The organism is Photobacterium frigidiphilum (genome assembly GCF_003025615.1).
GTDB classification, from domain to species: Bacteria; Pseudomonadota; Gammaproteobacteria; order Enterobacterales; family Vibrionaceae; genus Photobacterium; species Photobacterium frigidiphilum.
Genome location: NZ_PYMJ01000012.1, coordinates 126,382 through 143,026, shown reverse-complemented (window position 1 = coordinate 143,026; position 16,645 = coordinate 126,382). Strand labels below are relative to the sequence as shown.

Genomic DNA, 16,645 nt, shown 5'->3' with positions numbered 1-16,645 from the left:
TCTGGCGACCATAGCGCTGTGGCTCCACCTGATCCCATGCCGAACTCAGAAGTGAAACGCAGTTGCGCCGATGGTAGTGTGGGGTCTCCCCATGTGAGAGTAGGGCATCGCCAGGCGCCCAATTTAAAAATTCGTGAATACGAATTTTACCAATGATTTGCTGGTATGGCTCAGTTGGTAGAGCGCACCCTTGGTAAGGGTGAGGTCCCCAGTTCGAATCTGGGTACTAGCACCATTATTTTTTCAGCGACAATAGCACAATGGTACCACCTGATCCCATGCCGAACTCAGTAGTGAAACGTTGTAGCGCCGATGGTAGTGTGGGGTCTCCCCATGTGAGAGTAGGTCATTGCTGAATACCTATTTAAAACCCAGCCTTTGGCTGGTTTTTTCGTTTATAAACCATAAATTTTAAACGGCACTAATTTCGTAAAGTATTGTTCTCTTTATTTTCAATATTCTAAATATATCTTCTTACCTTTCTTCCTTCCTATCAACCACAGTAGACTCTATTCTTATAAAACTCTGCTTCTTAATTTATCGAAAACGTCTGGTTATCATCAGATTGTATAAATTAGCCTGTACGAATCTTGTATGCATTACCATTCTAGCTAATTAACTGGTCAGGCTAATCCAGCTTCTCGTGCACATCTTTGTTACCCTTTTCGTGTTACTGAGAAAGCTGTTCCAAGCACTGCACACCTTATTAACAATCTCATCATAATTTTCAAAAGCTTGATTGGCTAAATGGTGTTGCCTCATCCAGCTCCAAACTTGTTCTATTGAATTGAGCTCTGGTGAATAGGGAGGAAGCTTTACGATACTGATATTATGAAAACTGTGTGCCGTGTCTTCGGTATGCCATCCTGCACCATCCATTATCACAACGGCATGTCTGCCTTTTTCTGTAACATTTGATACTTGCTGAAGATGTAGTTTCATCGCATCTTTATTGCTCCAAGGAACAACGATTGCTTCTCCAATGCCTCGGCTAGGACAAACAGAACCAAAGAGGTATGCATATTCAAACTGCTGCTGTTTGATGACGCGCGGACGCGTTCCTGTCTTTGCCCAAACCCTTGTTGTGGTGTTCTGTTGGCCGAATCGTACTTCATCTTGAAACCAAACATCAACACTCTCAAGCCCTATGTGACCAGGGATCTTAAGGATCGTTTCCATTTTGAATTTTTTAAATCTTCTTGGATTTTATCGCATTGCTTAGGGTGCTTTGAACGAGAGGTTATCCATGAAAAGCCCATTTTTTTGAGCAATATATAGATGTAGTCTGGGTGGTATGCTTTGCCAAATGTCTGCGTGATGTAGTTATGAATATCATGACCTGTGAGTCTGCCACCATCAGGTTTAGCCGCGCTCTCTTCAATGTACTTGGTTAGCTGTTGCTTTTCTTGATGAGAGAGAAAAGAAGGACGGCCGGTACGCGGTTTTTCCTTTAGTCCGTCGAGTCCCTCTTCAAGAAAAACCTGAATCCATTTGCTCACATTGATGCGCCCAATGTTTAGGAGCTTAGCTATCTGAGTACCTTAATGACAAACTTGGCAGTGAGCTAGTGCTAAAAAGTGAATCTTCATCTAGATCGATGTTTGTTTGCTAGGAATTAATTTAAAGTGGATGATAACAATTCAATTCAAACTTATTCACTAGTTTATGCACTCTTAGACTTGCACCTTATCTTTATATTATATATCTTTAATTAGATATCTAGACGTCTAAACATCTTAAAGGTAAGGAACAACCAAGATGCCAATCAAAATTCCTGATCGTTTACCTGCTACAGATATTCTGCGTAGTGAAAATATTTTTGTTATGTCAGAAGCACGTGCTGCGACGCAAGGGATTCGTCCATTAAAAGTATTATTGCTTAATTTGATGCCCAAAAAGATAGAAACTGAAACACAGTTTTTACGCTTGTTATCAAATAGTCCGTTACAGGTTGATGTTGAATTATTACGGATCGACAATCGTCCAACAAAAAATACTCCAACAGAGCATTTAGACACATTTTATCGTCAATTTGAGATGGTCAAAGATCGTAACTTTGATGGTTTAATTGTTACTGGTGCACCTTTAGGATTAGTTCAATTTGAGGATGTTCTTTATTGGGAAGAAATTCAGATAATTATGAATTGGGCAAAAGAGCATGTTACATCGACGATGTTTGTATGCTGGGCTGCTCAGGCAGGTTTAAAGTTACTTTATGATCTGCCAAAGAGAACAAGGAAAGAAAAAATATCTGGGGTTTATGAACATAAAATTCATGATCGCCACCATCCTGTTTTGCGTGGCTTTGATGACTTATTTAAGGCGCCCCATTCTCGTTATGCTGACTTTTCCCCTAGTTATCTTGCGGAACATACTGATTTAGATATTTTAGCTACCTCTGAAGTAGCTGGCGTTTATTTAGCGTCGACAAAAGATAAGCGGAACGTATTTGTGACTGGTCATCCAGAGTATGAAGTTGATACGTTGCATCATGAATACATTCGTGACTGTGAGCAAGGTATAGAGCCTAATATGCCTGTGAATTATTACCCTGATGATAATGCTAGTAATACACCAGTAGCGAGTTGGCGTAGCCATGGACACTTGCTGTTTTCCAATTGGTTAAATTATTGTGTCTACCAACAGACGCCTTATGATCTTGACGACTTCTCTGAAGCCAATTTCACCAAAGATGACGAATGAATATTCTTAGGTAATACGTAACTGATATGTTTTGTTTATTCTTTATTGCTTTGCACTATGAAGTGTTGGCTTAATAAGTTTGAAAGCATATCTTTATATTGTTGATTTATGCTACTTCCAAATAGGTTAGTAAGCTCCTCTCCTACTGGAGAGAGTCGATAGTATGTGAATGTAATCCCTTTTCTTATTGGCTGTAGGGTGTAATCATTACTCTTATAGCCAAAAGGTAGGTCGATATGTTTTGCTATTTCTCCTGACTCTAGTTCGGTTTTCAACAGTAAGCTTAGATCGATTAAAATCAGTAAATTTGAATATGATAATTGATAAGCACCATATTGAATTCTATGGTTTTTGATTTGTTTAAATAAAGATAGCTTCCCTTTGTGTACTTTTATTCCGGTTAACAGTTTCTGGCTTTTATCATTTCCAAAATTACATGTTAGTGAAGTTGCTTGCTGGAAGATTTGAGCCTCACGCTGTGTCATATCTTGTAACGTTTTGAGTGATTTTAAAGAGACTGAGCCTGGGAATAAGATTTCATGCTTTAATATTTTCCCCCACAATATCTGCATTGATGGACTGTAAATTTTTTTTGCCATAGAAAAGAACCGGGCTAACCAATCTGGATCGGGATCTCCTGCCGTTTCATCCCTACACGCCTCATAGGTAACCTTAACAACCCTTTCAAGATTTCGTTGCTCATTTTTCTGTTCGAGTAAAATTCTATTTGAGGTTCGTTGCTGAATATCATGTTCTGTTTGTTTTATTTGGGCACTTATTGCATGTTTTTGTGCGATTTCTTCTGCTTTATTTTGCGCACTTTTTAGTTGGCGCTTCTTATCATTAACTACTGATGTCTTTGTTTCTAAAGTTATTAGTTCTGTTTGCTTTCCTGCTTTCATAGTGAATCCAATTCGAATTTGCCCTGTATAGTTTTACCAGTTAATTGTGGTTTAGATCAAGATGCGTGACATTGGTGTTAATTAATGGTTAAATTTGTTAACTTGGTTGTGTTGAGGTACTTAGGGAGAGGAGATGATGAATAAATTTACTAAACGGATGACTGATGTTTTTCTCATACTTGGCTATGTCTCTATGTTGGCTTACCTTGCTACGCACGTATGATTAGCAAGGTAAGTCATAACTAGTTTAGAATTTTGATACTACATATCATCGTACTCTTCTAATGCAGTCCCTTCTAATAAGTAGCCAACTTCAGCCATATCATGGCTTATATGTTGTGTTTTTAAGCGTCCCACGACATAGATAACATCCCATAATTGTTGAATAGGTGCACCTTTAGCGAACTTAACATAGATGATTTGGTTAGGCGGTGGCGGTGGAACATGTACACAAGCTCCGAAGTAAGGAACAAGTAAAAATTCAGTTACAACCTTATTGTCTCCTTCTAAAGGTATAACAAACCCTGGTATTCTCACTTCACTACCGTTTAATTCTTCTCTTACTGCGCCGATCATTGTTTGTTTTGCTGCCTCTCCATCATGATTTAATAAAGGCATCATATTTTTTTGATCTAACAGCTTTCTCTCTTGTTGTGGAACAAGATCAATCCAATCTAATGTTAATACATCTTCGGCGTTACTTAGTGTTGGTAAACAGAAGATAATTGCGATGAGCCATCTTTTCATTATTGAATCCTTTATATTTTAATAGTCATACCATCTGCTAATGAATGCTTATAAGCTCTTACTGCCGGAATAATGCCCACGATGATTCCGGCTGTTTGTACTAAGGCGAGTAAAGTTAGTTCGTAAGTACTCAATAATGTTACCTCTATAAAAAAGCCAAACTGCTGTTGTATCATTGGCTGAAGTGTAAACAACCCTACGTAAAGTAGTATTGTGCCAAGGACTATCCCTGCAGATGTTAAAACAGTCGCTTCACTTATTAATAGAAAGAATATGTGGCTTGGGCGAGCTCCCATTGCTCTTAGAATGGCCATTTCACGACGCCTTTCATTCAGGCTTGTCAGCAAACTGGTTAACATACCAAGTAGCCCTGCAATGACTACAAACCCTGACACAACTAATAGTGCTTGCTCTGCAATCGACATCATCCCCCATAGCTCATGTAATGCTATACCAGGCATAATGGCACTGAGCGGTTCTTTTTTATAAGTATTAATGGATCTCTGTAAAGCAAAGGTCTGTATTTTAGAATTTAACCCCAACATGAAGGCGGTTATTTGCTTAGGTTCGAATTGATGCTCAGCAAGTTGTGCGGCATCGGGTGTTTGCCCAATTCTTGCCCCTGACTCCCAACCCACATGAATAGCTTCTATGGCTCCGAGAGAGACATGCACACTTCTATCTACTGGTGTGCCTGTTGGTTTTAATATTCCAACAACTTTGAAGGGTAAGTTATCGTGACGATTAAATTTTTTGTCACTTATACCGTGGGCAATAACAATTTCATCATTGATCTTATAGTTTAATTTTTTGGCAACTTCAGCACCTACTACAGTTTCAAATAAGGTGTTAAATGGTCGTCCGTCACTAAAAGTTAGGTGTTGCTTTTGTCCATACTGATAGTGCTTGAAGTAACTATCATTAGTACCTATTACACGAAAGCCGCGGTGAGAATCTCCTAGAGATATAGGGATTGCCCATTTTACAGCACGTTGCTGACTTATTTCTTGGTAGCTTTGCCAGTCTATATTGTTGGTCGCGTTGCCTATGCGGAAGACTGAATAAAGTAGTAAGTTAACCTGTCCTGAGCGGGAGCCGACAATTAAATCAGTATTGGATATCGTATTTGCAAAGCTTGCTTTAGCTTGTGTTCTGACTCTCTCTACACCGAGTAATAGAGTGACTGATATTGCTACGGTTAGTAACGTTAACAAGGCAGTGGTTCTTCTATTCACTAGACTTTGCCATGCTAATCTTAAAATAGCCTTCATTGAACACCTGCTTGAGTTGCTAGATTAATATCGTTTAGAGCGATGCTACGACTAAAAAGAGGTTCTAGGGTGGTGTCATGGCTTACAAATAAGAGCGTTATACCCGCATCGTTACATTCATTCATGAGCAATTTAATAAAAGCCTCTCTATTATCATGATCTAATGCTGAAGTTGGTTCATCTGCAATGAGTAACTCAGGCTTGCCAATCAAAGCTCTTGCTGCAGCAACCCGTTGTTGTTGACCAATACTAAGTTCTGATATAGGTCTATGTAAGCAATCATCAGGTAAGTGAAGTTGTTGTAAAAGGCGTTTAGCTTCGTTCTCAAGGTGTCCTTGGATTTTTTGTTTTCTTTGATTCGAGAATCGGCAAGGTAGTAATACATTATCTATAACGGATAGGTAAGGGAGCAGATTGAACATTTGGAATATATACCCAATGTTATCTGCGCGAAATTTGTCGCGTTGCGTCGGTTTCAATTTACTGAATTGTTGTCCTAATAAGTCCACACGGCCTGAAGTCGGTTGTGTGATCCCTGCAAGTAAGCTTAGAAGGCTCGATTTACCGCTTCCACTGGGACCTTTTAAGAAGACCTTTTCACCTTTATTAATTTTTAAATTAGCGATGCTAAGTAAGTCAGTTTGTTGCTCTGGCCAGCGAAACGTCAATTTATTAAGTTCAATAATTACCATCATATCTCCCAAGAATAGGGGGGTATGTTACCCCCTATTATGACTAAAATTTTAAAGTAGCGTTATTTTTACTTAGTTGATTAGCTTGCTGACTTTTATCGGTAATAGCTTGAACTGATATTTTTTCTGTCGATGGGAAGTGATTGAACCAGTTTAGTTTTATTTCATTTAATTGAGCTATATTTTTACAGCTGAAACTGTACTGCGCTGTAAATTCACCATGCTTATTAGCATGATCGCTGTGGTCGTGGTCATCATGATTGCTGTGGTCGTGGTCATCATGATTGCTGTGGTCGTGGTCATCATGATCGCTGTGGTCGTGGTCATCATGATTGCTGTGGTCGTGGTCATCATGATTGCTGTGGTCGTGGTCATCATGATTGCTGTGGTCGTGGTCATCATGATTGCTGTGGTCGTGGTCATCATGATTGCTGTGGTCGTGGTCATCATGATCGCTGTGGTCATGGTCATCATTCTGCTTGGATAGAGACTGATTGACATAGCTATCCGTTAATTCGCAATTTGCATCGGAGTTAATTTCAAAAAGAGACGACGTTTTTTTCAGAGTTAACATTGCTTGCTGTATGGATTGAGTTTGTTCTTGGGTTTGAGGTGCATGCTCGAATCCGACAATATCGGAGCCTGGTGCTGTGATCTCTAAAAGAAGGTCATTACCATCTTGGGCAATATTGAGTTCTACTACACCATGGATATGAGCATCGTGTTGACGAAAGCTATCATCAGCAAAAGCTACAGTTGAAACTAAAGTACTAACGGCGATCGCAAGGGCTGAAATGTTTGATGGAAAAGTCATTATGATTCCTAAGTTTAAAATTAAAGAGGTTCTTTTTGATTAGGAATTCAACGGCGGTGCTCTTGCTTGTTGTACTGTTGGCGTATAGAAGCCTTGCTGAGGAGGCGGGATAAATGGTGAGATAGGAGAGGGATATCTCTCAATTAGGTCATTTGTTTCCGTCGGTGTCGCAATATGCGCGAGGTGACAGATATTACAATCTTGAATCTGATGCTCGGCGCTTAGTGCTTCTAATTTATGTAAAGCCGAAAGCGGTCCAATCACTGAGATTAGAACAATCAATACACTTATTGTAGTACGCAAAAAGCGAAGGTATCGATGTTTAATCACGTATGAAATCGCCATGAACAAAAGTAATGTAATAATATAACATTACTTTCTGTGCTGTTCATGACTTAGTTAAATAAAAGTGGAATCGTATGTAATTATATATTTTCTTTTACTAACGTTATTGCTTGCTTCACTTCAGTTGAAGTTAGCTTTCCTTCCTTAATAAACAAGACATTACCTTGTTTATCTAACACTATAATTGCAGAGCTTTCTTTCTGTAAATCCCAAGCGGACTGCACTGAACCTGAAGCATCTAGCACCATCGATGACCATGAAAAATCTCGCTTGCTGTCTTCAGCTGATGACTTTACAAATCCACCAGTGCCCCACATCGAATCATCTTGATTAATTATTGTGGTTGTTTGATAGTTTTCGTCAGGCAATTGAGCAACCTTTATTGCTTCAATAAATTCTGCGTTCATTTCTTTGGCTGCGCTGCGGCCAGCTATTGCTTGAATTACACGTACCTTTCCGACTAGAGCCGAGTTATCCCATTCTTGATACGCGATTTCATCGTTGCTTAGTACAATCTCACCTTTATCTGCTACCGAGACGCTAGGTGTTTTTTTTCCTAATTGAATGTTATGAGCACTTACCATTGCAGGTAATAAGGCGGCAGCGAATAGCACAATCATTGGCTTCTTATTCATTGTATTAAATCCATTTTTGTTAGATACCTCATTATCTTAGTTAACTTATCGTGATCTGGTTAAACCAGTGCAGAATAATCGACCTTTATCACTAAAAGGTATGAATTCTATTCAAATAACGAAGAGCTGACACATGAAGAACAACGTTTAGCTATTGTATCAATGAGTTTTTGCTTATTGATATGCTCAGCTCGTAGCCGCCCCTAAAATGCAAACTGGCGAAAAAAATGCATAAGTCATTACATTGGTTGAAACAAAAGTGATGATCCAAGGTCTACTATTATGATCATTATAGAGAGGGATTTATGCTTAGAATATTTAAACAATACAGGCCGAATCAAATTGCCCGTTATGTGAAAAGCTACTTCCGAGGACGTTTATTTATTGTCGGCATTGGAGCTTTTGAATTTGATTATGGTCGATTATTACCGTCGAAAAAACACGATTTGAAAGCATTGAGTACACTTTCAGAAGTAAATCGTGAGATTCAGTGCTTGGCGTTAGAAGGCACTATGTAGCCAGAGCTTATAGGGTCTCTGGCTGCAAATATGGTTACTGTGCTTATAGAGGTATGAAGCACACCCCTGTTCCTCCTAATCCACAATAGCCGTTAGGGTTTTTTACTAGATATTGTTGATGATAATCTTCTGCAAAATAGAATGTACCGGCAGGCTCTATTTCCGTTGTAATAGGGCTTTCTAATTGTTGTTGTTCAAGAGATTGTTGATAACATTGCTTGCTGTGCTGAGCATATGTGAGCTGATTAGGTGTTGTTGTATAAATGACTGAGCGATATTGAGTGCCAATATCATTACCTTGTTGCATACCTTGAGTTGGATTATGACTTTCCCAAAATAAAGTTAAAATCTGTTCTAAAGAGGTAATTAAAGGATCATAAATAATTCTGACAACTTCTGAATGCCCTGTTTTACCCGAGCAAACTTCCTCATAGGTAGGGTTAGGAGTGAAACCACCACTATAACCAACAGCTGTACTATAGATGCCTGGTAGATTCCAAAATAAGCGTTCAGCCCCCCAGAAACAGCCCATGCCGATGATGATTTCGCTGTAATTACTAGGCTTTTCATCATTTAATATTGTGCCATTCACCGCATGTGGTAATGATGGGGTAATGGATGTTGCTCGCCCAATTAAAGCTGTTTCTGGTGCGATTAAATTATGTTTGTTTGGTGACATTGTTATATCCTTTTTACACTGTCTTTTAGATAGAAAATAGAGGATTGTTTACCAATAATCAATATTCAATGCTTTTCAGGGATGAGAGATTGGCAGTAGTCTTTTGCTTTGTCACAATAATTTCGGCATCTGATTGAGATGAAACTTTACCAATGAAGCAAAATAATAATGAATGATGTTTTAAAGCGGTTTGGTTTGACCGTTGTTGCGATGGTTTTCGCTACGCCAGTGTTAGCAAATACGTCGCTAACCATAAAGGGATTAAAAGGGAATCTTCAGGATAATGTGGATGCTTATGTTTCTGCGATCCCTAAAGATGATTACAGTACAACGCTGCGTTTTCGAGAGCAATTGGAAGATGAAATTGAAAACGCATTAAAAGCGTTAGGATACTATCAACCAATATTTACCTATGAGATTAAAGACGACGATAAGAAGTCATCCATTGCCGTTACGGTTGAGAAAGGGCCTATTACACATATTGCGAAAAGTCATATTGTACTTTTAGGTATGGCAGAAAGTGATCCTGATTTTATTGGATTGGTGAAAGGTAGCGGCTTAGGATTAGGCGAATCGTTGAATCACGGTAAATATGAATCCCTCAAATCATCACTTTCAAGTTTAGCTTTGCGTAAAGGTTACTTTGATGCCTCTTTAACTAAGAGCGTAATTGAAGTAGCCCCCTCTCGTAATGAAGCTTTCATTACCATCGAATTTTCCAGTGGACGACGATATAACTTTGGTGACACGACGTTTACTGGTAGCCAAATTGATGAAGACCGATTGCAATCGTTGATCCCATTTGAAAAAGATGACCCGTATTTAGCATCTAAATTGGGTGAATTTAATCAGCGTTTATCCACCGTCGGTTGGTTTTCTTCGATATTTGTTGGTGGAGATGTACAGCATTTAGATGATGGAACTGTGCCTATTGCTGTAAATTTAGCTCCTCAAGTTCGTAATCAAATTGAAACGGGTATCGGTTATTCAACAGATGTCGGTACGCGTTTAAAGCTTAACTGGAAGAAGCCTTGGCTAAATAGTGCCGGGCATAGTCTGAGTATTAAAACAGAACTATCAAAGGTGCAGCCTAAAATTGAGGCCGCGTATAAAATTCCACTTGATGATGTTCTGAATGATTATTATCAGGTCATTGGTGGTATTCGTTATGTTGATAATCACGATACGCAAAGTATCGAGTATAACATTGGTCTCGAAAGACACTGGCGGCTCGAATCAGATTGGAAGCGTGTTGCTTCCTTACGTTGGTTATATGAAGACTATAAGCAAGGCGTTGATAAGGAAGGGAATGGCGAGAAAGGCATTCTGAGCATGATCATTCCTGGCATTACTTATAGCAAGACCCGCGCCAGAGGTGGTGCTATGCCAACGTGGGGTGATAAGCAGTTAATATCAATTGAATATGCCGATCCTGCTTTAGGTTCTGATACGCGTTTAGCCCGATTTCGTGGTCGTAGCGCTTGGATTCGCAGTGCTGGTGAAAATCATCGAGGTATCTTACGCCTTGACGGTGGTGCCGTGATAGCCGAGAAAATTGAAGATGTGCCACCGTCTATGCGTTTCTTTGCTGGTGGTGATAACAGTATTCGCGGGTATGGTTATGAGTCTATTGCTCCGCGAAATGATGGTGGTCTGTTAGTCGGTGGGCAATACATGGCAACCTCAACGCTAGAGTATCAATACCGCGTTTATGGGGATTGGTGGGGGGCGGTATTCTACGATTATGGTTCGGCATGGATCAGTAATCCTGAATGGTATAGCGGTACAGGTGTTGGCGTACGTTGGGCATCCCCTGTGGGCCCTATTCGTCTTGATTTTGCTTGGGGGCTTGAGAAAGAAAAAGACAAGTTCCAGCTCCACTTTACTCTGGGACCTGAATTATGATCTGGCTGAAGCGTGTATCATTGGGATTATTAGCTCTTATCCTCTTACTTATCATTGCTATAGCGTCCCTGTTTTATACTCCTGCAGGGGTAAAAATAGCGGTATGGGGGGCAATGAAAGCGTTACCTGCATTATCTGTTGAAAGTAGCAGTGGGGCATTACTTAAGGGTTTCCAGTTAAATAAAATTCAATATAAAGACGACATCGTCGACCTGTCGGCTGATAACATGAATTTGACGTTAGATGATAGTTGCCTACTAATGCCTGAAATCTGTGTGACAGATTTAGGGCTAACAGGTGTACGTTTTTCGATGCCAGAGCTGCCTGCTTCTCAGCCAGACACTGATGTTGAACCAGAAACAGATCCAATTACTGAAATAGTAATGCCATTACCGATCCGTATTGATCGAGTTCGACTCGATGATATTGAGCTAGATATTCTAGGCAATAAAGTTGCTTGGAAGCAATTTTCAACAGCTGCTGAGCTTGAAGGTAGTCATGTCATCTTGAAGCCAACAGACTGGCAAGGGATAGACCTCACATTAGCATCACCACCTGAAGCTGAAGGTAGCGAATCGGCTGAGAGTGTTGCAGATTCCCCCTCTCAACCAATTGTATTGCCGGAAGTCGTACTACCAATGTCTTTTGATATTGAGCGCTTTACAATAAAAGACTTCAAACTCAATGGTGATACCCCACAAACGGTTAATTTATTGGAATTGGTAGCAACCGCAAAAGGCAGTGATATTGATGTAAGTAAGCTTGCGTTAGTGGTGTCTCAAGCAAAGTTAGATGCAACCGCAAATGTCACGTTAACCGGCGATTATCCATTATTGCTTGATGCTGTAACCGATATCGCGTTACAGCCCTTACAAGGGCATAACCTTACTCTAAAAGCATCGGGTTCATTAGCCAAACTGACATTAAATGCCAGCTTAAAAGGCACGCTTGATGCGATTGTTGCTGGCGATTTATCACCATTAGACCCTAAATTACCGTTTGATTTGAAAGTGTCGAGTAAACACATTCAATGGCCCATTGATACGAAAGCTGAATTTGAAGTAGCAAATACCACGCTTAATGCTGAAGGTAGTTTGGATGGCTTTACATTTAATGTGGAAAGTAAAATCAATGGAGATCCAATGCCAGCGGTTGCTGTAAACCTTAAAGGTGACGGTGACTTAAATAAGGTGGCATTGAAAAGCTTGAAGGTCGATACATTAGGTGGCTCTATTACGGGCAGTGCGAATGCAAGCTGGAAAGATGCTGTAAAATGGCAAGGGCAATTAGATTTTAGTCATATTCAGCCAGGTATTGAATGGCCAGATGCTCAGGGGGACTTGAGTGGAACATTTCGCACCTCGGGTGGTTTAACTAAACAAGGTGGTTGGTTTGTTTCACTGCCTGAGTTAGCCATTGATGGTGTCGTTATGGATCAATCTTTTACTTTAAACGGTCAGCTTGATGCCGACGACAGAAGTGGTAAGGGTAATGTTCAATTAGAAACCGATGGGCTGAATTTAAAGCATGGACCAAATGGCTTAATGGCAAAAGGCAAGCTAACCAAAGAGTGGGCGATGTCGGCACAAATAGATGCGCCAGATTTAGCACAATCATTACCAGGGCTTCGTGGTCGAGTGCAAGGTCACGTTAATTTATCTGGAAAAATGGCGGAACCTAAAATTGATTTAGCTTTAAGCGGAAAGACATTAGGTTGGCAAGAACAAGCGGCTTTAGAGTCTTTTGAGTTGGCTGGTGAAGTGACTCCCGTTCCCCAATTAAAAGCGGATATTCGTTTAAATGCCAAAAATGGAACATTTGATACTTTTAAGCTTAATGATTTAAATCTTACATTTCGGGGAACAGAGGATGACCATAAGCTGTTGCTTGATTTAAATGCTGATCCTGTGAGTGCTGATTTAGCATTAATCGGTAAGCTTGATCGTAGTACTGGTTGGCAAGGGCTACTCAATCAAGCCCAAATCGAGACGCCTGTCGGCCCTTGGAAACTGAATAAGCCAACAGCATTGGGGTATAACTTAAAAACAGCATTAGCAAATGTTGCTGCACATTGTTGGCAACAAGATAAATCATCATTGTGCTTAGTTGAAAACCTAGAGGCAGGAGCGTCCGGTCATGCAAAAGTCGCAGTCAATGATTTTGATTTTGATTTAATAAAGCCATTTATACCCGAAGAAACAACGTTAACAGGTAAAGTGGGTGCTAACTTAGAAGCAACATGGGCACCTAAATCATCACCGTATGTAAAGGCTCAAATTAAGCTTCCTTCTGGCTCTGTTTTACAACAAATGGCCCGTGATGAAGATCCTCTTATTGTTGGCTGGGATAGCATTTCATTAAATGCTGAAGTTAAAAATGATGTACTGAATGCGGATTGGTTAGTCGCTGTAAAAAATAACGGTGATTTAAGTGGCAAAGCAACTGTTACACAGCTCACAAGTGATCAACAGTTAAATGCGAACATTAAGATAGATCGTTTTACGCTTGATTTTCTTGAACCTGTAATTAAGGATTATCATAAATTTGGTGGGCAGGTTGATACGAGCTTAACGGTAACCGGTCCCATCAAACACCCCGCAATTAATGGTCTATTCAAGGTGACGAAGGTAGCGGCTACTGGGCTAAAAGTCCCTTTAGATGTTACCAATGCCGATATAACAGCGTCGTTTGCTGGGTATAACGCAACCTTACAAGGTAATGTTGATACGCCTGATGGTAAGTTGCTTATCCGAGGTTCGGGTGATTGGCAAGATATGGCGGCATGGAAAACGCAATTACATGTCAATGGTAAGGAACTTCAAGTGAGTGTTCCCCCCATGGTTGCATTAAAAGTATCGCCAGATTTGACGATTTCAGTATCGCCTCGACGCGCTGAAATTACTGGTAATATAGGTATTCCTTGGGGACGTATTAATGTTAAGCAATTACCGCAGTCAGCTGTTTCAGTGTCTGATGATGAAATCATTCTTGGTGATAACCTTAAACCTGTGAAAGAAGAAGAAAGCATTCCCTTTGATATTAAAACCAATGTTTTAGTTAATATCGGTAATGATGTGAAGTTATCTGCTTTTGGACTTAAAGCGGGCCTTATTGGTAAGCTGAGCGTTAGACAAGAAGGAAAAGGCCCACTGATTTATGGTGAAGTCAATATCACACAAGGGTCGTCTTATCGTTCTTTTGGTCAAGAGTTAGTGATTCGTAAAGGGCAAATACTATTTAATGGTCCTGCTGATCAGCCTTATCTATCTATTGAAGCCATTCGTGACCCCGATAATATTGAAGATGATGTTATTGCTGGTCTTCGAGTAACGGGTCCAGCCGATGCACCGAAAGTTGATATTTTTTCAGACCCAGCAATGCCTCAACAAAATGCACTGTCATATATCCTTCAAGGTAAAGATATCGATAGTGAAGGTGGAGACAATAATAATGCCATGACAACCGCTTTGATTGGCATGGGGTTAGCGCGAAGTGGTCAGCTGGTGGGTGATGTAGGCAAAGCGGTAGGAGTTCAAGATCTGAGTGTCTCGACTGCAGGATCCGGTGATGATTCACAAGTCACTATTGGGGGGTATATTGCCCCTGGTCTTCAAGTGAAATACGGTGTCGGGATCTTTGACTCTATTGGTGAGTTTACCGTTCGTTATCGCTTAATGACTGATTTATATGTTGAGGCAGTATCGGGGTTAGACAGTGCTGTTGATTTACTATATCAGTTTGAATTTGATTAATCGTATTAATTCATGTCGCGAGTGTGGTAACGATAATGTCGTGTAACGTACTGGTTTATGGCACGTTAAGAGCGGGTCAAAGTAATCATCATTGGTTGAAAAAGGCGGGTTTTCTTGGTGCCTGTAAACTGGATAATGGTTACGCCCTTTATGATTTAGGGCTATATCCGGCTTTAATTAAAAATCATGACAGCACCTTACCTTTATATGGCGAGGTGTATAAAGTTGATGGTTTGACGTTACAGGCATTGGACCGTTTAGAGGAATATCCTACTTTATACGATCGCCACCTCGTATCGACGGTATGGGGTAAAGCGTGGGTATATGTGTACCAATTATCTATTCAAGGTTGCCCACAGATTATGACGGGTGATTGGAATGTGTATGTAAAGCATCGTCAGTAAGCTTGTGCAGAATTAACGGATAAATAATCAGTAATGAATAAAGAAAAGGCATGAACATGCGAATTATCGTGTCTTATTTTTTACCGTTACTGATAGATTCAGGCATTGCGACAAGAAGCTTTTGGTAATTTTCGCCATTATAAATATGGTTATACCCCAATTCTTTCAATGTTTGCTCCGCTATCTCGGCTCGTCGACCTGATCTGCAATATAATAAAATTATTTGAGATTTATCATCAGAGAAAGACGTAATTGATTCTATTTTATCGAAGGGGATATTAATAGATTGAGGGAGGTGACCTGCCATAAACTCGTCATTAGAACGGACATCAATCAATATTGGGTTGCCTGTATTGTAATGCTGCCAAAATTCTTCAGCTGTAACAACTTCTGCCTGCACGCTTGTTATCGTGAGGCTGGTTAACAACAATAATGCCGATATAAAAGAGGAATATATTCTCACGGGGAATGCTCTTTCTGTAATGCTAAGGATGAATATAAACGCCTCTAAATAGAAGCGTTTACTTGAAAACGATATGAGTATTATTTTTCTTGAGCACGTTTAAAAGATGTCATTATCTCTTCTTTGGCAGCTGCGGCATCTTCCCATCCGTCGACCTTTACCCATTTACCGACTTCGAGCTCTTTGTAACGTTCAAAGAAGTGGCTGATTTGTGCTTTAAGCAGCTCAGGTAGATCATTTACATCTTGGATATGATCATACTCTTTGCTTAATTTACTGTGTGGAACAGCCACTATTTTTGCATCTTCACCTGATTCATCTGACATTTTTAGCACGCCAACAGGACGGCAACGAATAACAGCGCCTGGCACTAATGGATAAGGTGTTGGCACTAATACATCAACAGGATCACCGTCTAACGATAGCGTGTCATTAACATAACCATAGTTACATGGATAGAACATTGGGGATGACATAAAGCGATCGACAAAAATGGCACCAGTATCTTTATCTACTTCATATTTGATTGGATCAGCATTGGCTGGGATTTCAATAACAACATAAATGTCTTCAGGAATATCCTTTCCTGCTGGTACCTGATTCAGGCTCATGATTAACTTCCTTATATTACGTTAATAAAATGTTGTAGATATAAGGATTATAACCAGTGAATCTGAAAAAAAAAGAAAATTGGTGGTTAACGATTAGCTTTAGAAAGAAACAAGTAAAAAGACTGACCTATCTCTATATTATTCAATGAACAGGCTTTCATTGAACATGTATCTGGATGAAGTACAGCAGGTTGTAATGCACAA

15 protein-coding genes, 1 tRNA gene, 2 rRNA genes and 1 pseudogene are annotated in these 16,645 nt (G+C 39.9%); 8 read left to right on the top strand and 11 right to left on the bottom strand.

Annotation, left to right across the window (positions count from 1 at the left end; genetic code table 11):
• The 3 genes from rrf (C9J12_RS13950) to rrf (C9J12_RS13940) all read left to right on the top strand — a co-directional run bounded on the left by rrf (C9J12_RS13950) (position 1) and on the right by rrf (C9J12_RS13940) (position 358).
• Positions 1 to 116, top strand: a 5S ribosomal RNA gene (gene rrf, locus C9J12_RS13950).
• Between the two features lie 43 nt (positions 117 to 159).
• Positions 160 to 235 (top strand) — tRNA-Thr (locus tag C9J12_RS13945).
• A 7-nt stretch (positions 236 to 242) separates the two neighbouring features.
• Positions 243 to 358: ribosomal RNA gene (gene rrf, locus C9J12_RS13940) — 5S ribosomal RNA — on the top strand.
• 257 nt (positions 359 to 615) lie between these two features.
• Here the strand turns inward: rrf (C9J12_RS13940) and C9J12_RS13935 are convergent.
• Positions 616 to 1,589, bottom strand: a pseudogene (locus C9J12_RS13935) (IS630 family transposase).
• A gap of 169 nt (positions 1,590 to 1,758) precedes the next feature.
• Between C9J12_RS13935 and metA the strand changes: the two are divergent.
• Positions 1,759 to 2,703 (top strand): homoserine O-acetyltransferase MetA, encoded by a 945-nt coding sequence (gene metA, locus C9J12_RS13930; RefSeq protein WP_107243268.1) that lies wholly within the window; start codon positions 1,759 to 1,761, stop codon positions 2,701 to 2,703.
• A gap of 35 nt (positions 2,704 to 2,738) precedes the next feature.
• Here the strand turns inward: metA and C9J12_RS13925 are convergent, their stop codons facing one another.
• From C9J12_RS13925 to C9J12_RS13895, 7 genes are all read right to left on the bottom strand, one after another.
• Positions 2,739 to 3,605: a TIGR03899 family protein gene (locus C9J12_RS13925; protein ID WP_107243267.1), complete on the bottom strand. Its 867-nt coding sequence runs from the start codon at positions 3,603 to 3,605 to the stop codon at positions 2,739 to 2,741.
• Between the two features lie 261 nt (positions 3,606 to 3,866).
• Positions 3,867 to 4,352, bottom strand: a complete 486-nt coding sequence (locus C9J12_RS13920) for a DUF3299 domain-containing protein (protein WP_107243266.1) — start codon at positions 4,350 to 4,352, stop codon at positions 3,867 to 3,869.
• Positions 4,353 to 4,363: 11 nt separating this feature from the next.
• Positions 4,364 to 5,623, bottom strand: coding sequence for an ABC transporter permease (locus C9J12_RS13915; protein WP_107243265.1), 1,260 nt, complete (start codon positions 5,621 to 5,623; stop codon positions 4,364 to 4,366).
• A complete protein-coding gene (locus C9J12_RS13910) occupies positions 5,620 to 6,315 on the bottom strand; it encodes an ATP-binding cassette domain-containing protein (RefSeq protein ID WP_107243264.1) in 696 nt (231 codons plus the stop codon). The genes C9J12_RS13915 and C9J12_RS13910 overlap by 4 nt, the downstream gene beginning before the upstream one ends.
• Positions 6,316 to 6,358: 43 nt before the next feature.
• Complete coding sequence (zrgA, locus tag C9J12_RS13905; RefSeq protein WP_107243263.1) at positions 6,359 to 7,129, bottom strand: zinc uptake protein ZrgA; 771 nt, start codon at positions 7,127 to 7,129, stop codon at positions 6,359 to 6,361.
• A 39-nt stretch (positions 7,130 to 7,168) separates the two neighbouring features.
• Positions 7,169 to 7,459, bottom strand: coding sequence for a hypothetical protein (locus tag C9J12_RS13900; RefSeq protein WP_227876363.1), 291 nt, complete (start codon positions 7,457 to 7,459; stop codon positions 7,169 to 7,171).
• A 95-nt stretch (positions 7,460 to 7,554) separates the two neighbouring features.
• Positions 7,555 to 8,109 (bottom strand): YtfJ family protein, encoded by a 555-nt coding sequence (locus tag C9J12_RS13895; RefSeq protein WP_107243261.1) that lies wholly within the window; start codon positions 8,107 to 8,109, stop codon positions 7,555 to 7,557.
• A 305-nt stretch (positions 8,110 to 8,414) separates the two neighbouring features.
• On the opposite strand from C9J12_RS13895, the gene C9J12_RS13890 reads away from it, so the two are divergent.
• On the top strand, positions 8,415 to 8,627 hold the full coding sequence (locus C9J12_RS13890; RefSeq protein ID WP_107243260.1) for a DUF1107 domain-containing protein: 213 nt from the start codon (positions 8,415 to 8,417) through the stop codon (positions 8,625 to 8,627).
• Between the two features lie 43 nt (positions 8,628 to 8,670).
• Here C9J12_RS13890 and msrA read toward each other — a convergent pair whose 3' ends face one another.
• On the bottom strand, positions 8,671 to 9,306 hold the full coding sequence (gene msrA, locus C9J12_RS13885) for a peptide-methionine (S)-S-oxide reductase MsrA (RefSeq protein WP_107243259.1): 636 nt from the start codon (positions 9,304 to 9,306) through the stop codon (positions 8,671 to 8,673).
• Positions 9,307 to 9,474: 168 nt separating this feature from the next.
• On the opposite strand from msrA, the gene tamA reads away from it, so the two are divergent.
• The 3 genes from tamA to C9J12_RS13870 are packed head-to-tail and all read left to right on the top strand — an operon-like array spanning position 9,475 to position 15,367.
• Positions 9,475 to 11,211 (top strand): autotransporter assembly complex protein TamA, encoded by a 1,737-nt coding sequence (gene tamA, locus C9J12_RS13880; RefSeq protein ID WP_107243258.1) that lies wholly within the window; start codon positions 9,475 to 9,477, stop codon positions 11,209 to 11,211.
• On the top strand, positions 11,208 to 14,963 hold the full coding sequence (gene tamB, locus C9J12_RS13875) for an autotransporter assembly complex protein TamB (RefSeq protein ID WP_107243257.1): 3,756 nt from the start codon (positions 11,208 to 11,210) through the stop codon (positions 14,961 to 14,963). Before tamA ends, tamB begins: the two co-directional genes overlap by 4 nt.
• A 35-nt stretch (positions 14,964 to 14,998) precedes the next feature.
• Positions 14,999 to 15,367: a gamma-glutamylcyclotransferase family protein gene (locus C9J12_RS13870; protein WP_107243256.1), complete on the top strand. Its 369-nt coding sequence runs from the start codon at positions 14,999 to 15,001 to the stop codon at positions 15,365 to 15,367.
• A gap of 73 nt (positions 15,368 to 15,440) precedes the next feature.
• On the opposite strand, the gene C9J12_RS13865 is transcribed toward C9J12_RS13870, so the two are convergent.
• Entirely contained in the window at positions 15,441 to 15,830 is a 390-nt protein-coding gene (locus C9J12_RS13865; RefSeq protein WP_107243255.1) for a rhodanese-like domain-containing protein, read from the bottom strand.
• Positions 15,831 to 15,910: 80 nt separating this feature from the next.
• Positions 15,911 to 16,441 carry an inorganic diphosphatase gene (ppa, locus tag C9J12_RS13860; protein WP_107243254.1) on the bottom strand — a complete coding sequence of 177 codons (531 nt, stop codon included), beginning with the start codon at positions 16,439 to 16,441 and terminating at the stop codon, positions 15,911 to 15,913.
• Between the last annotated feature and the right edge of the window lie 204 nt (positions 16,442 to 16,645).

What these genes read in the sequence shown, in the direction of transcription:
- C9J12_RS13870 (WP_107243256.1), top strand. Translation starts at nt 14,999, where the DNA reads ATGTCGTGTAACGTACTGGTTTATGGCACGTTAAGAGCGGGTCAAAGT.
- msrA (WP_107243259.1), bottom strand. Translation starts at nt 9,306, where the DNA reads ATGTCACCAAACAAACATAATTTAATCGCACCAGAAACAGCTTTAATT.
- C9J12_RS13920 (WP_107243266.1), bottom strand. Translation starts at nt 4,352, where the DNA reads ATGAAAAGATGGCTCATCGCAATTATCTTCTGTTTACCAACACTAAGT.
- metA (WP_107243268.1), top strand. Translation starts at nt 1,759, where the DNA reads ATGCCAATCAAAATTCCTGATCGTTTACCTGCTACAGATATTCTGCGT.
- C9J12_RS13895 (WP_107243261.1), bottom strand. Translation starts at nt 8,109, where the DNA reads ATGAATAAGAAGCCAATGATTGTGCTATTCGCTGCCGCCTTATTACCT.
- C9J12_RS13925 (WP_107243267.1), bottom strand. Translation starts at nt 3,605, where the DNA reads ATGAAAGCAGGAAAGCAAACAGAACTAATAACTTTAGAAACAAAGACA.
- tamA (WP_107243258.1), top strand. Translation starts at nt 9,475, where the DNA reads ATGAATGATGTTTTAAAGCGGTTTGGTTTGACCGTTGTTGCGATGGTT.
- C9J12_RS13910 (WP_107243264.1), bottom strand. Translation starts at nt 6,315, where the DNA reads ATGGTAATTATTGAACTTAATAAATTGACGTTTCGCTGGCCAGAGCAA.
- tamB (WP_107243257.1), top strand. Translation starts at nt 11,208, where the DNA reads ATGATCTGGCTGAAGCGTGTATCATTGGGATTATTAGCTCTTATCCTC.
- C9J12_RS13890 (WP_107243260.1), top strand. Translation starts at nt 8,415, where the DNA reads ATGCTTAGAATATTTAAACAATACAGGCCGAATCAAATTGCCCGTTAT.
- ppa (WP_107243254.1), bottom strand. Translation starts at nt 16,441, where the DNA reads ATGAGCCTGAATCAGGTACCAGCAGGAAAGGATATTCCTGAAGACATT.
- zrgA (WP_107243263.1), bottom strand. Translation starts at nt 7,129, where the DNA reads ATGACTTTTCCATCAAACATTTCAGCCCTTGCGATCGCCGTTAGTACT.
- C9J12_RS13915 (WP_107243265.1), bottom strand. Translation starts at nt 5,623, where the DNA reads ATGAAGGCTATTTTAAGATTAGCATGGCAAAGTCTAGTGAATAGAAGA.